At 38.5% G+C, this 12,909-nt stretch carries 9 protein-coding genes; 7 read left to right on the top strand and 2 right to left on the bottom strand.

Going from position 1 to position 12,909, the window contains the following annotated elements:
• Window positions 1-149: 149 nt before the first annotated feature.
• The 3 genes from AC2D3N_RS22030 to mutT all read left to right on the top strand — a co-directional run bounded on the left by AC2D3N_RS22030 (window position 150) and on the right by mutT (window position 2,129).
• A complete protein-coding gene (locus tag AC2D3N_RS22030; RefSeq protein WP_079678080.1) occupies window positions 150-1,109 on the top strand; it encodes an RNA polymerase sigma factor, RpoD/SigA family in 960 nt (319 codons plus the stop codon).
• 146 nt (window positions 1,110-1,255) lie between these two features.
• The gene (locus tag AC2D3N_RS22025) at window positions 1,256-1,597 is read left to right on the top strand and encodes a DUF760 domain-containing protein (RefSeq protein WP_079678081.1); all 342 of its coding nucleotides are present in this window, start codon (window positions 1,256-1,258) and stop codon (window positions 1,595-1,597) included.
• Window positions 1,598-1,715: 118 nt separating this feature from the next.
• Window positions 1,716-2,129: an 8-oxo-dGTP diphosphatase MutT gene (mutT, locus tag AC2D3N_RS22020; RefSeq protein WP_484692154.1), complete on the top strand. Its 414-nt coding sequence runs from the start codon at window positions 1,716-1,718 to the stop codon at window positions 2,127-2,129.
• A 15-nt stretch (window positions 2,130-2,144) separates the two neighbouring features.
• Here the strand turns inward: mutT and AC2D3N_RS22015 are convergent, their stop codons facing one another.
• The gene (locus AC2D3N_RS22015; RefSeq protein WP_484693783.1) at window positions 2,145-3,278 is read right to left on the bottom strand and encodes a histidine kinase; all 1,134 of its coding nucleotides are present in this window, start codon (window positions 3,276-3,278) and stop codon (window positions 2,145-2,147) included.
• Between the two features lie 247 nt (window positions 3,279-3,525).
• On the opposite strand from AC2D3N_RS22015, the gene AC2D3N_RS22010 reads away from it, so the two are divergent.
• The 4 genes from AC2D3N_RS22010 to AC2D3N_RS21995 all read left to right on the top strand — a co-directional run bounded on the left by AC2D3N_RS22010 (window position 3,526) and on the right by AC2D3N_RS21995 (window position 8,865).
• Window positions 3,526-5,208 carry a DUF2079 domain-containing protein gene (locus tag AC2D3N_RS22010; RefSeq protein ID WP_484692153.1) on the top strand — a complete coding sequence of 561 codons (1,683 nt, stop codon included), beginning with the start codon at window positions 3,526-3,528 and terminating at the stop codon, window positions 5,206-5,208.
• Window positions 5,209-5,311: 103 nt separating this feature from the next.
• Window positions 5,312-6,634, top strand: a complete 1,323-nt coding sequence (locus tag AC2D3N_RS22005) for a helix-turn-helix transcriptional regulator (RefSeq protein WP_484692152.1) — start codon at window positions 5,312-5,314, stop codon at window positions 6,632-6,634.
• Window positions 6,635-6,649: 15 nt separating this feature from the next.
• Window positions 6,650-8,362, top strand: coding sequence for a protein kinase domain-containing protein (locus AC2D3N_RS22000; RefSeq protein WP_484692151.1), 1,713 nt, complete (start codon window positions 6,650-6,652; stop codon window positions 8,360-8,362).
• Window positions 8,359-8,865, top strand: coding sequence for a hypothetical protein (locus AC2D3N_RS21995; protein WP_484692150.1), 507 nt, complete (start codon window positions 8,359-8,361; stop codon window positions 8,863-8,865). Before AC2D3N_RS22000 ends, AC2D3N_RS21995 begins: the two co-directional genes overlap by 4 nt.
• Window positions 8,866-9,203: 338 nt before the next feature.
• Here the strand turns inward: AC2D3N_RS21995 and AC2D3N_RS21990 are convergent, their stop codons facing one another.
• A complete protein-coding gene (locus AC2D3N_RS21990) occupies window positions 9,204-11,672 on the bottom strand; it encodes a CHAT domain-containing protein (protein ID WP_484692149.1) in 2,469 nt (822 codons plus the stop codon).
• Window positions 11,673-12,909 lie beyond the last annotated feature (1,237 nt).

The following is a 12,909-nucleotide window of genomic DNA, read 5'->3' as shown; positions in this document are numbered from 1 at the left end:
AGAGCTTAAACATTGGAAAAACCCCCAGGTCGTAATGCCTAGGCTAACCGTCCGTACTCGATGACGAAAGATATCAGTCCTTCGTGCTTCGAGTAGGGGCTTGACGTATCAAACCTATATAGGTTAAGGTATCCTGCCGGAGATGAGCCATGAAAATTGCTAAAACCTCAGACACAGACTCTGTACGCGCTTATCTACGAGAAATTGGTCGCGTTCCCCTGTTAACCCATGAGCAAGAAATTGTCTATGGTAAACAAGTTCAGCGCTTGAATCTCGTTCAAAATCAGTGGGAAGATCTAGCGACCCGTTTAGGTCGAGCGCCCAGTCCCACGGAATGGGCGGAAGCAGTGGGACTATCGGAAGCGGAATTAGAACGGGTGATGGAACAGGGCCAAAGTGCAAAACGCAAAATGGTGGAGGCGAATTTGCGTTTGGTGGTATCCGTCGCCAAAAAGTACATCAAGCGGAATGTAGACTTGCTGGACTTAATTCAAGAAGGCACGATTGGGATGCAGCGCGGTGTAGAAAAATTTGATCCGACTAAAGGATATCGCTTTTCCACCTATGCCTATTGGTGGATTCGTCAGGCGATTACCCGGGCGATTGCCGAAAAAGGCCGGACAATTCGTCTCCCAATTCATATCACCGAAAAACTCAACAAAATAAAAAAAGCCCAACGTCAGTTAGCTCAAAAGTTGGGACGAGCCGCGACCGTAGCGGAATTAGCCGTGGAATTGGATCTCACCCCGCGACAAATTCGGGAATATTTAGAACGTGCCCGTTTGCCCCTGTCCCTGGATCTGCGGGTTGGTGATAACCAAGATACGGAATTAGGGGATCTTTTAGAAGATACGGGAACGTCTCCCGAGGATTTTGCCTTACAATCTTCTCTGCGTACGGATTTAGAAGTAATGATGGCTGACCTAACGGAACAACAGCGTCAGGTATTATCCTTACGATTTGGTTTAGAAAATGGGCAAAGTTTAACCTTAGCTAAAATTGGCGATCGGCTGAATATTAGTCGAGAACGAGTCCGACAAATTGAAAGAGAAGCCTTAACAAAATTGCGAAAACGAAAAAAAGATATTGATGACTATATGGCTAGTTAAATCATTGATCTAGGGGGGATAACACGCCCTCAAAGAGTAGGGATGTTTTCTGAAAACGTCTCTACATCCTGCTAGATTAGAGTGTAGAGATCAACATTTGATTTAGATTGAGATCCACTGAAACTCTTGTATAAGGGGGAAGAAAGATGAACGACCGATCTAACCGCAATTCAGAATTTTTTCAGGAAGAAACCGGAGAAATGGGGAACCTCCTGTGGCAATATGTCCAATCCATGAGTCCCGATACCGTTTCCCAACTTTCTAAACCTAATTCGTCGGAAGTCTTCCAAGTTATGGAGCGGAATATAATAGGACTATTGGGCAATTTACCCTCCGAACATTTTGGGATTACGGTCACAACCAGTCGTGAACATTTAGGACGGTTATTAGCGTCGGCAATGATTAGTGGCTATTTTCTTCGCAATGCTGAACAAAGAATGGCATTTGAAAGATCTGTCCCAGGTATTGAAAAAGCCCCTCAAGAATAGTTATTATCCTTGATTATGTGCCATTCTATGAATACAAAATGTTTCAAATTTTGGCAAGCTGAATCTTGAGTTTGCCAAATTTTTGTATTGTTCATTTAAGTAAATTATTATCTATCCTATGCTTGAAACGTCCTCTCCCTTACCCCATAAAATTATTGGTGTTGGTGTGATCTGGAATCATCAAAAACAAATTTTAATTGATAAACGACGTGCTGAGCGTTCATTAGGGGGACTGTGGGAATTTCCCGGAGGAAAATTAGAACTGGGGGAAACCCTGGAAGATTGTATTAAACGGGAAATTAAAGAAGAATTAGCTATTGAAATCGAAGTCGAAGATCATTTAATGACCATTGAACACGCCTATACCAATTTTAAAGTCACTTTAAATGTCTATCACTGTCGTTATTTGGGTGGAGAACCCCAGCCTTTAGAATGTGATGAAATTCGCTGGGTTACCTTAGATGAAATTGATCAATTTCCCTTTCCCAAAGCCAATGAAAAAATTATTGCGGCCTTGAGAAATAATCCCTAGGTCAAACTCTTATCCTTAATAATAAACTGGTAAGGTAAAGTGAAAACAACTGCCTCGGGTGGAACTAGAATCGACCCAGATATTTCCGTAGTGAGCAACAATAATTTTTTTGCATAGGGATAAACCAATACCATAACCATCCTGACCTTCATCCCTGGCTAAACGAAAACCCTCTTGAAAAATGCGATCGCGATTTTCTTCAGGAATTCCTGGCCCACTATCGGCAATACTCACCTGTACCTTTTGACTGGTGCGGTGTAACACACTCACTTCCAGGGTTCCGCCCCGGGGAGTATATTTAATTGCATTATCTAATAAATTAACAATCACTTGCCGAATTCGTTCTGGATCAGCATAAACCCAAGGGGTATCATGGGGAATATCGGTTTTCAGATTCAACGATTTAGACTGAAATTGTGAGTCTAACTCCGCTAAAATTTGCTGTAGAAAAGTCGTTAATTCTAACTGATTCGGTTGAATTTGCAAACGAATATTAGGACTATTTGATGTTTGTAAAATATCCGTAATCATCCGATCAATAATCTGAATTTGAGCGCGAGCTTGTTGAATTAAACGCAGCTTCAAAGCCGGAGTAATTTGCTCAGAAGATAAAGTTTCTATGGCTAAGGAAGTCGCGGTTAAAGGACTCCGCAAATCATGGGCTAGAATTTCAATAATCCGATCTTTAAACTGTAATTGTTGCTGTAAAAGTTCCTTTTCTTGTTGGAGGTGAAATATCTCGTCACTGAGTTGAATTAACTCAGCGACATGGGCCACCGAATTGGCAAAATGAGAGGCGGGAGAACCAGAATGTTGTTCATCCAACTCCAATAAATCCGTCGTTTGTTTCCAACGTAGCCACCAGTGTTCCAGTTGAGCCACTAAATCACTACCCGCGAGCACCTGCCGAGGTTCGGGGTGAATTTTGATTAGGGTGGGTGTGGCTATCAGTTTAAAATGTTCAGCCAAATAGGGCTGTTCACCGACATCAATAATCTGAAGTTCAAATTCATCTTGAGTATTTAACTCCTCTAGGAAATCACGAATTCGCCGAATTCTTTCTTGGGAGCTAGGACGCTGATCAACAAATAAAAGAAGTTGCAAGGGGACTTCTGGGGAAGGGGACTGTTTCTCGGGAAAGGCCTGCATTTCATGGGTTTTGAGCAGGTGCGGTAAACTATTTTCACCGTCTCTGAAGGAAGAAGGATAGTACATGGGCAACTGCATTTATTTATAGTGTAATTTAATATCTTCTTTAGATTTGATTTTTTTTGGGGATCGGGGAAACTCCGAAAGAGAATGGTAGACTATTGCGTGATTGTAATTTGATGTCCCTCACCCCTCTTGAGTGTATGGGGGTCTTGATAGCTGTTGAAAAAATTTAGGTAGATCCCAAATGTTCCTAAGCGGGCAAAACTGGCAGAAAAATTCGTCGTTGAAATGGGTCGTAGGAGTGGCGATCGCATTTTTTATCATTTGTTTAAGCCTAACTCTACACCGTTACTTTAGTTTTTATGCCTCCTATGACCAGGGCATTTTTAATCAAGTCTTTTGGAATGGTGCTCACGGGCGTTTTTTTCAAAGTTCCCTGTCTTCTGCCCTATCCACCAATGTTGTCCACCAGGGGGAGTTTCCCAGTGTTAGTTACCATCGTTTAGGACAGCATTTCACCCCAGCTTTATTACTTTGGTTACCCCTTTACGCGCTGTTTCCTTCCCCGGTTACCCTCTCGATATTACAAGTAACATTAATTACCGTCGCGGGACTGGTGTTATATCTCCTAGCTCGTCAGCATTTGGAACCCCCTTTGGCTGCTTTAATCAGTGTCAGCTTTTATGGGGCTAATGCGGTTATCGGCCCCACCCTGAGCAATTTCCATGATATCTGTCAAATTCCTTTATTTATGTTCACTGCGCTACTAGCGATGGAAAAACGCTGGTGGTGGCTATTTTGGATCTGTGCCGTTTTAATTTTAATGGTGCGGGAGGATTCAGGGATTATTTTATTTGGGGTTGGGGTTTACCTAATTTTGAGTAAACGTCATCCCATTCAGGGTTTGATCGTTTGTCTACTGAGTTTTGGTTATATTTTAGCCCTAACTAATTTAATCATGCCCCTATTTTCGGCTGATATTTCCGAACGGTTTATGATGGAAAGGTTTGGTCAATATGCCGATGGAGATAAAGCTTCAACCTTAGAAATTCTTTGGGGAATTATTAGTAATCCCGGAAGATTAATCATGGAAATTTTTACTCCTTTTGGGGGAACATTAAAATATTTATTAGGTCAGTGGTTGCCCTTGGCTTTTATTCCCGCTATTGCCCCCGCTTCTTGGATGATTGCGGGTTTTCCTTTATTAAAACTATTTATGGCTAAGGGAGAATCGGTATTATCGATTACGATTCGTTATGCCCTAACGGTGGTTCCTGGGTTATTTTATGGCACAATTTTATGGTGGTCAAATCGTCAAAAACAGTTACAAGAACAGTCTGACCTACAATTAAACCCCGAATCAGGAGAAATTTTGGGAGTCAAGGTGGCTTTACCTTCGGTCAAATTCCGTCGATTTTGGTTATTTTGTATTGGGTTATCGTTATTCTTTAGTTTCACATCCAATCCCCATCGTAGCCTCTATTTTATTATTCCTGATTCGGTTGATCCTTGGGTTTATATTCCCGTTACCACCCAATGGTCTCATATTGCCCAATTTAGACCATTAATAGATGCCATTCCCCCCGATGCCAGTGTTGCTACCACGACCTATATTGTACCCCATTTGTCCAGTCGCCGAGAGGTATTAAGATTTCCGTTATATCAGTTAAGGAATGATGCGGGGGAGGTAGTTTCTGTTGAGTATATTTTAGCGGATTTATGGCAATTAAAAAAATATGGGATTGCGTTTTCAGGCGATCGCGATGCTTTCAAAGAAATTACCCAACGAATTGAACAGTTAACTGCTAATCGAGAATACGGGATTATTGATTTTAGAGATGGGGTAATTTTAATGAAAAAAGCTGTTCCCTCTGAGCCCCAAGCGGTTAAAAACTATCAAGATTTTTTAGCTTCTAAACCGAAGTGAACTGACATGAATCAGATATAATTAGCCAAATACAAACAGTGGCCGACAAGAAAGGTTATAATCATCACCAAGGTTCCGGGATAGAAGTTAGAACAGGATAAGAATGATGGAAAAAACTGATTTAAAACTGGAAGCGTTTCTACGGCAGGAAGCCAAACAACGCAAAATTTCCCGATCGGAATGGGAAGTCATGGCTTTGATCACCCAAGGTTATGATATTCCAGAGATTGCTGAACACATTCAAATTCAGGCTTCAGCAGTACGCCAGCGCCTGAGCCAAGTCTATGATAAGTTTGAAATCGAAGGAAGGGGCCCGGTAAAACTGGCGAAACTGCAAAAATTACTGATGTCTCGTTACCAGGAATATCAGACTGTTTTACCTGACACCACCTCAAATACCAACATCTTCAAAAATGATTGGGGTGAAGCGCCTAAACTCTCTGGGTTTCATGGACGCCAACAACAACTAACTCTGCTAAAAAACCAGATATTACAACAACAATGTAGACTTTTAGCCATACAAGGTATGGGTGGGATCGGTAAAACTAGCTTAATAGTTAAACTCGGTCAAATTCTGCAAAATCAGTCTTATTGTTTATTTTGGCGATCGCTCAAAAACACACCTTCCCTATCCGATCTGCTAACAGAACTGCTAGAATTTCTGAACCATGAAATTGATATTCCTGAGTCTACAGAAGGCAAAATATCCCTACTTATAAAACAGCTTAATTCCTCTCCCTGTCTAATTATTCTCGATGATGCGGAACAGATTTTGCAAAGTGGCAGTTCAGGAAAATATATTCCTGGATATGACGACTACGGACTATTTTTTGAAGTCGTTGGGGAAAGTCAACATCAAAGTTGTTTAGTGGTCATTAGCCAGGAAAAAATCAGAGAAATTAGTTTATCTGCCCAATTATCCTCTCAAGTTCATCAGTTTTTTCTCGAAGGTCTCAATGCCGAAGAAGTAGAGCAACTTTTACAAGAACAGGGTTTAAAAGGAACCGCAAATAATTGGCAAGAACTGGTGCATTATTATGGCGGAAATCCCTTGGCTTTAAAGTTATTATCTCTGATGATTATGGATATTTTTCAAGGAGAAATTGGGGGGTTTTTGAAATACGGTACTATTGTACTTACTGAAGGATTTAAAGAAATTTTAGATCCTCAATTCGATCGCCTTTCCGATACCCAAAAACAGATTTTATTTTGTTTATCTGAAGCTGATAAACCCCTATCTCTGAAGGATTTACAAGAAAAATTATCTAATTTTTTAAGTTTATCTAAAATCTTGGAACCTTTGGAATCTTTGTTGGGGCGATCGCTGGTTGAAAAAATCCAACATCAACCGGGTAATGAAGTCCTATTTAGCTTACAACCCCTAATCCAAAAGTATATCAAACAGCAGCAATTGTCTGGTTTATAAATATCAAATAAATGTGTGAACTACTGTATTAACCCTGAATGTAAATCGCGTAAAAACCCCAATTCCTTGCAGTTTTGTCAATCCTGCGAAACTCCTCTACTATTGCAAGGACGTTATCGCTTGTTGAAACCTTTACGAACCCTTGATCCTCGATATTCAACGGATATCTTTGAAATAGATGATCAAGGACATTCCAAAGTTATGAAAGTCTTAAAATATGATGATCCTGAACTGGTAGATCTCTTTTTTCGAGAAGCCTCAATTTTAAGAGATTTGGATCATCCGGGCATTCCTAAAGTTGAGAGAGGCGGATTTTTTAAGATTAAACCTACCGGAAGTTCTCGTCGGCTTTACTGTTTGGTCATGGAAAAAATTGCCGGGGAAAATTTAGAAACTTGGTTGAGTAGCCATGGTAGTATTTCAGAAAATTTAGCTTTAAAGTGGTTAAGACAAATTTGTGAAATTTTAGAAATTTTACACCAAAAAAAATTTTTTCATCGAGATATTAAGCCTGCTAATATTATTTGTAAACCCGATCATAGTTTAGCCTTAATTGACTTTGGAACTGTTAGGGAAATGACAGTGACCCATTTAGCAAAAATCAATTTAAGCAATGTTACCACCGTTATTTCCGGGGGTTATTCTCCCCCAGAACAGATGAATGGACAGGCGGTACTACAATCAGATTTTTTTGCTTTGGGGCGTACATTTGTTCATTTACTCACCGGAATATCTCCCCTAGAACTTCCCAAAGATTCCAAAACGGGTCAACTGATTTGGCGAAATAAAGCTCCTAAAATCTCTAGTGCTTTTGCTGATTATATTGATAGGTTAATGGAACTAGAATCCTATAATAGACCCCATAATGCTAGAGAAATTTTAAAAGATTTAACTCCCTATAATTTACGCCGTAAGCAAATTGAACGTTTTACCCATCAAGTTATTCAGTCTGATCAATTTAAAGTTTTCTTTGCCCTTTCGATCACTTTAAGTATAACAGGAAGTATCATCTTTTATTTAGTTAAAACACCTATTGCTAATTATTATTATCAGAAAAGCGTAGAATTTCTTGAAAAAGGAGACTCTACCCAAGCTAAATTTTATCTTGAAAAAGCCTTGATTTTTAATAAAAATGCTGCTAAAGTATACAATAATCTGGGATTAATTTGTAACAAAAAAAATGATTTTGAATGCGCTCAAAAAAATTATCAAAAAGCACTAGATATTGATTCTAAAAATTATGTTGCTCATTATAATTTAGGAAAATTATATGATGATTCAGGGGATTTTCAACAGGCGGAAATCGAGTATAAATTAGCAATGCAGTCTGATCAATCCGTTGGGGTTTATGCTCAGAATAGCTTGGCTCGTTTACAAATTTTAAAGGGTGATCCAGCAACAGCAATTCAATTAAGTTCAGAGGGGTTAAAAAAAACAGATCGAGCTAATGTTCAAGCAGCTTTACATAAGAATTTAGGCTGGGCTTATTGGATGAAAACTGAGTATATTCAGGCTGAAAAGAATTTACGAAAAGCGATTAAACTCGATGAAAAACGCCGAGATAGCCATTGTTTATTAGCTCAGGTGTTAGAAGCTAAAAATCAGAAAACTGAATCTTTAGAAGAATGGAAGGCTTGTTTAAAAGCTGACTCTCAGGATAGAATAGAGGTTAGAATCTGGCAAACGATCGCCCGTCAACGTTTAAAAGAGGCTAGACAAATTCTATGAAACTCAAAATAGCAGTAACTTTGTTGAGTTTAATTTTTATTGTATTGACAAGAAGTGAATTAATTCAAGCCGCTCCAGAAAATCAGTTATCTTATCCTTTAGCTCAGAAGACTACTGCCCAAGAAACATCACCCAATGACTGTAAAAATCCCCAGGGTTGTATAGAAGATTCTCCCCGAAATCCAGAGGATAAAAATACTCCAACAATTGTTAGTCCTAAGAATTATTCTACTTTAGAAAGTGATAGACCGGAATTTTCTTGGTATGCGGTTGAAGGCGCAACAAATTATATTGTTCGTCTGGTTTATAGTGGAAGTTCAGAAGGGATAGGAGAAAGAACAATAGAAGCAAAAACAGTTACACCCGATGAAAAAGGAGTGATTACAATTGATTATCCCTTTAATCCATCTTTACAGCCGGGAGAAGAATATAAACTAACTGTTGAAACTGATATTTCTAACTCCAAAGTCGGGATAACTGTTTTTAAAGTTAGATCCCTCTAAATCCCCCTAAAAAAGGGGGACTTTGAACTCTAATTCCCCCCCTTTTCTAAGGGGGGTTAGGGGGGATCTAGGGCTTAATAAAAGTCAAGGGACTACTGATTACAGAATAGATTAGATCCCCCTAAATCCCCCTTAAAAAGGGGGACTTTCAACTCTAGTTACCCCCTTTTCTAAGGGGGTTGGGGGGGATCTAGGACTTAATAAAAGTCAAGGGACTACTGATTACATAATAGATTATATCCCCCTAAATCCCCCTTAAAAAAGGGGGACTTTGAACTCTAATTCCCCCCCTTTTCTAAGGGGGGTTAGGGGGGATCTGAATCCCGAATGTAACACAGTTAAAGTCGATTTCCCACTAATATAAAAGCTCCCCAATAATAGGGAGAATTAAAATCCTTATATTTCTTATTATTAAGTAATTCGATTTGAGCTTGATGTAAAGCTTCTGCTTTTGTTAGGTTAGGATTGCTCAAATTTTGATAGAATAAACCCATGAGTAAAGCAGTAGAGCGATCGCTAACATTCCACAGACTCGCCACTACAGTTTCCGCCCCAGCTTGAATAGCAACACCCGCTAACCCTAAACTAGCGCGACGGTCTCCGGCGGCAGTTTGACAAGCGCTCAAAACCATTAATTCAATCGGAGTAAAATTTTGTTCATTTCTGTTTCTGAGTAATTGATCTAATTCTTTCAAATAGATCTTATCATCATAGGCGAGAATAAATGTTTGATTGGGATCGGAACTAAAATCGCCGTGGGTCGCAATATGTAAGCCGGAAAAATGCGATTGATTGAATTGTGAAGTCAAGTTTTTTCGGGTAAAATCCTGATCTAATAACACTTGGCTGGAAATTACTTTAGATTTAATATTTTCAATTTCATATTTAACATTTTTTAAAGGTTTAAAATCTTGATTAGCTTGAGTTAAACCAATTAGTAAAGATTTTGAAGGTTGCTTAAATAAAGGATGAGAGGGTTTGAGGAGAAAACCTAAATTAAAAGCTAAAGTATATTTTTCAATTAAATAATGGTTTTGCTCATCTTTGAGAATCGAGAAGGGAATCCCCTGTAATAAACTATCTAAAACCAATACTAATGTTCCTTGAGGGGGTAAAAATTGTTCAAGGGGTTGAATTAAAAGCTGATATAATTTGAGAGTATTAGCATCTAACCAATTTTGGGAAGCACTACTTCTAAATTCTCCTTGTTGCAAAGTATCTTGTAATTTATTAATAGCAACTTTTACCATTTCCCAGTTAGTCCGATAAAGTTGATACTCAAATGGTTTAGTTCCCTGAACAATGATAGCAACTTGATTTTTTGTTTCCAAGACTAACATATAAATAACCGGAACTGTTCTGTCTAAAGATTGTTTTTCCAGAGTATTACATTGTAGAAAATTTTCCAGTTCAATTTGTTGAAATTCAGAGATAACTTGAGTTACATTTTGCAATGTTTCCGGTGTGGGAGTTTGAAGTTGTAAATAGATATAGCTTTCATAAATTGGCTTAATTTTTTCTAGGAAAGATAATTGATTATCTAATTCTGAAACCAGAACATTAGGACGAACTTTTTTTAATATTTCCAGGGAATCTTGATAGAAACTTAACGCTTTTTCAACTTGTCCCTGGGTTTCATAAATTTGTCCTAACTGATAATCAAACTGATAAACAATATCCCAAGCGTGAATGGAGCGAGCTAAACTTAAACCAGATTGAGTTAATCTTTGAGCATCTAAAGGTTGATTTTTCTGTTGAGATAATTTTCCTAACAGTCCTAAAGCATAGGATTGAGATCTTTTGTTATCAATTTCATTGGCTTTTTCCAGAGCAGATGCAGTGATGTTCCAAGCTGTATCGAAATATTCTTGGGTTTCCAACTGGCTAAAAATTTGAGCCAATTTTAATTGAGCATAAATTTCTTGAATAGCTGAAAAGTTTGAAAAGATAGATAAATCTTTAATAAATGCTTCAGAAATAGTAGAGATTTGTTCCTGATTTTGGTTAATTATTTTTTGAATATTGAGATTATCTTCATTGACAAATTTACTTAACGCAGCTTTTAATTCCAGACGTAAATTGAGTTGATTTAGATTAGCTTTAACTGGGAGAGAGTTTTCTGCTTGAGTTGCGACTTGTTGATAGTGTTTTAGGGCTATTTCTGCTTGGGCGATCGCATTTTTTAGATTCTGAGATAACTCAGTTCTTTTGTATAAATCATATTTTTGTTGATATTGAGCGTGTTCGGTATTGGCTAAACTGAGTATAATTCCATTAACCTGCTCAGTTTTATGAAAAGATTCAGCAATTTTTAGACTTTTTTCTAAGGTTGTATAGGATAAATCTAACTTTCCTAATTTGCGAAGAATATCCCCTAGATTCTGTAAAGCAATTCCTTGTATCATTGTTCCCTGAAGTTGAGAAAAATCTTCTGTTTCTTCTCCTCCTCTCTGACAAATTTGGTTATTATTTTTAATTTCAAGTGCTGGGAGTAAAATTAAACAAGCTTGATAATTATTTCCCAGTGCTTGTAACGCCAGACTTTGATTAATTTGACTTCCGATAATTCCTTCATGATCCGATAATTTAGTATAAAGTTGATTGGCTTTTTTCCAGGTTTCTAAAGCCATTTCAGCTTGACCTAAATTTAACTGTTGATGTCCTTGTTGTGTGAGGTGTTGCGCTTCTAGGTGTAAGGGAGTTGACGTTAATCCAACCCGAGGTTTAACTAGATTTAAAATTAAGATTAAAGTTAGTCCTAGTAATATGAATAAAAGAAACTTAAATTTGTAAAAGATAGATTTCATAAATAGGACTTAATAAAAGTTAAGAAACTACTGATTATATAATAGATCAGATCCCCCTAAATCCCCCTTAAAAAAGGGGGACTTTGAACTCCAATCTCCGCTTTCCAATGGAGACTTTGAATCCGGTTCCCCCTTTTCCAAGGTGGGCTAGGGGGGATCTAGGACTTAATAAAAGTCAAGGGACTACTGATTACATAATAGATTATATCCCCCTAAATCCCCCTTAAAAAAAGGGGGACTTTGAACTCCAATCTCCGCTTTCTAATGGAGACTTTGAATCCGGTTCCCCCTTTTCCAAGGGGGGCTAGGGGGGATCTAGGACTCAATAAAAGTCAAGAAACTACTGATTATATAATAGATTATATCCCCCTAAATCCCCCTTAAAAAAGGGGGACTTTGAACTCCAATTCCTCCCTTTCTAATCGAGATTTTGAATCCGGTTCCCCCTTTTCCAAGGTGGGCTAGGGGGGATCTAGGACTTAATAAAAGTCAAGGGACTACTGATTACATAATAGATTATATCCCCCTAAATCCCCCTTAAAAAAGGGGGACTTTGAACTCCAATTCCTCCCTTTCTAATCGAGATTTTGAATCCGGTTCCCCCTTTTCCAAGGGGGGTTAGGGGGGATCTAGGACTTAATAAAAGTCAAGAAACTACTGATTATATAATAGATTATATCCCCCTAAATCCCCCTTAAAAAAAGGGGACTTTGAACTCCAATCTCCGCTTTCCAATGGAGACTTTGAATCCGGTTCCCCCTTTTCCAAGGGGGGTTAGGGGGGATCTAGGACTTAATAAAAGTCAAGAAACTACTGATTATATAATAGATTATATCCCCCTAAATCCCCCTTAAAAAAGGGGGACTTTGAACTCCAATCTCCGCTTTCTAATGGAGACTTTGAATCCGGTTCCCCCTTTTCCAAGGGGGGCTAGGGGGGATCTAGGACTCAATAAAAGTCAAGAAACTACTGATTATATAATAGATTATATCCCCCTAAATCCCCCTTAAAAAAAGGGGACTTTGAACTCCAATCTCCGCTTTCCAATGGAGACTTTGAATCCGGTTCCCCCTTTTCCAAGGGGGGCTAGGGGGGATCCAGGACTCAATAAAAGTCAAGAAACTATTGATTACATAATAGATTATATCCCCCTAAATCCCCCTTAAAAAAAGGGGACTTTGAACTCCAATCTCCGCTTTCTAATCGAGATTTTGAATCCGGTTCCCCCTTTTCCAAG

The organism is Planktothrix sp. PLAVEN19ND (assembly GCF_057220675.1).
This window is presented reverse-complemented; position numbering and strand designations above follow the sequence as displayed.

What these genes read in the sequence shown, in the direction of transcription:
- AC2D3N_RS22030 (WP_079678080.1), top strand. Translation starts at nt 150, where the DNA reads ATGAAAATTGCTAAAACCTCAGACACAGACTCTGTACGCGCTTATCTA.
- AC2D3N_RS22025 (WP_079678081.1), top strand. Translation starts at nt 1,256, where the DNA reads ATGAACGACCGATCTAACCGCAATTCAGAATTTTTTCAGGAAGAAACC.
- mutT (WP_484692154.1), top strand. Translation starts at nt 1,716, where the DNA reads ATGCTTGAAACGTCCTCTCCCTTACCCCATAAAATTATTGGTGTTGGT.
- AC2D3N_RS22015 (WP_484693783.1), bottom strand. Translation starts at nt 3,278, where the DNA reads ATGCAGGCCTTTCCCGAGAAACAGTCCCCTTCCCCAGAAGTCCCCTTG.
- AC2D3N_RS22010 (WP_484692153.1), top strand. Translation starts at nt 3,526, where the DNA reads ATGTTCCTAAGCGGGCAAAACTGGCAGAAAAATTCGTCGTTGAAATGG.
- AC2D3N_RS22005 (WP_484692152.1), top strand. Translation starts at nt 5,312, where the DNA reads ATGATGGAAAAAACTGATTTAAAACTGGAAGCGTTTCTACGGCAGGAA.
- AC2D3N_RS21995 (WP_484692150.1), top strand. Translation starts at nt 8,359, where the DNA reads ATGAAACTCAAAATAGCAGTAACTTTGTTGAGTTTAATTTTTATTGTA.
- AC2D3N_RS21990 (WP_484692149.1), bottom strand. Translation starts at nt 11,672, where the DNA reads ATGAAATCTATCTTTTACAAATTTAAGTTTCTTTTATTCATATTACTA.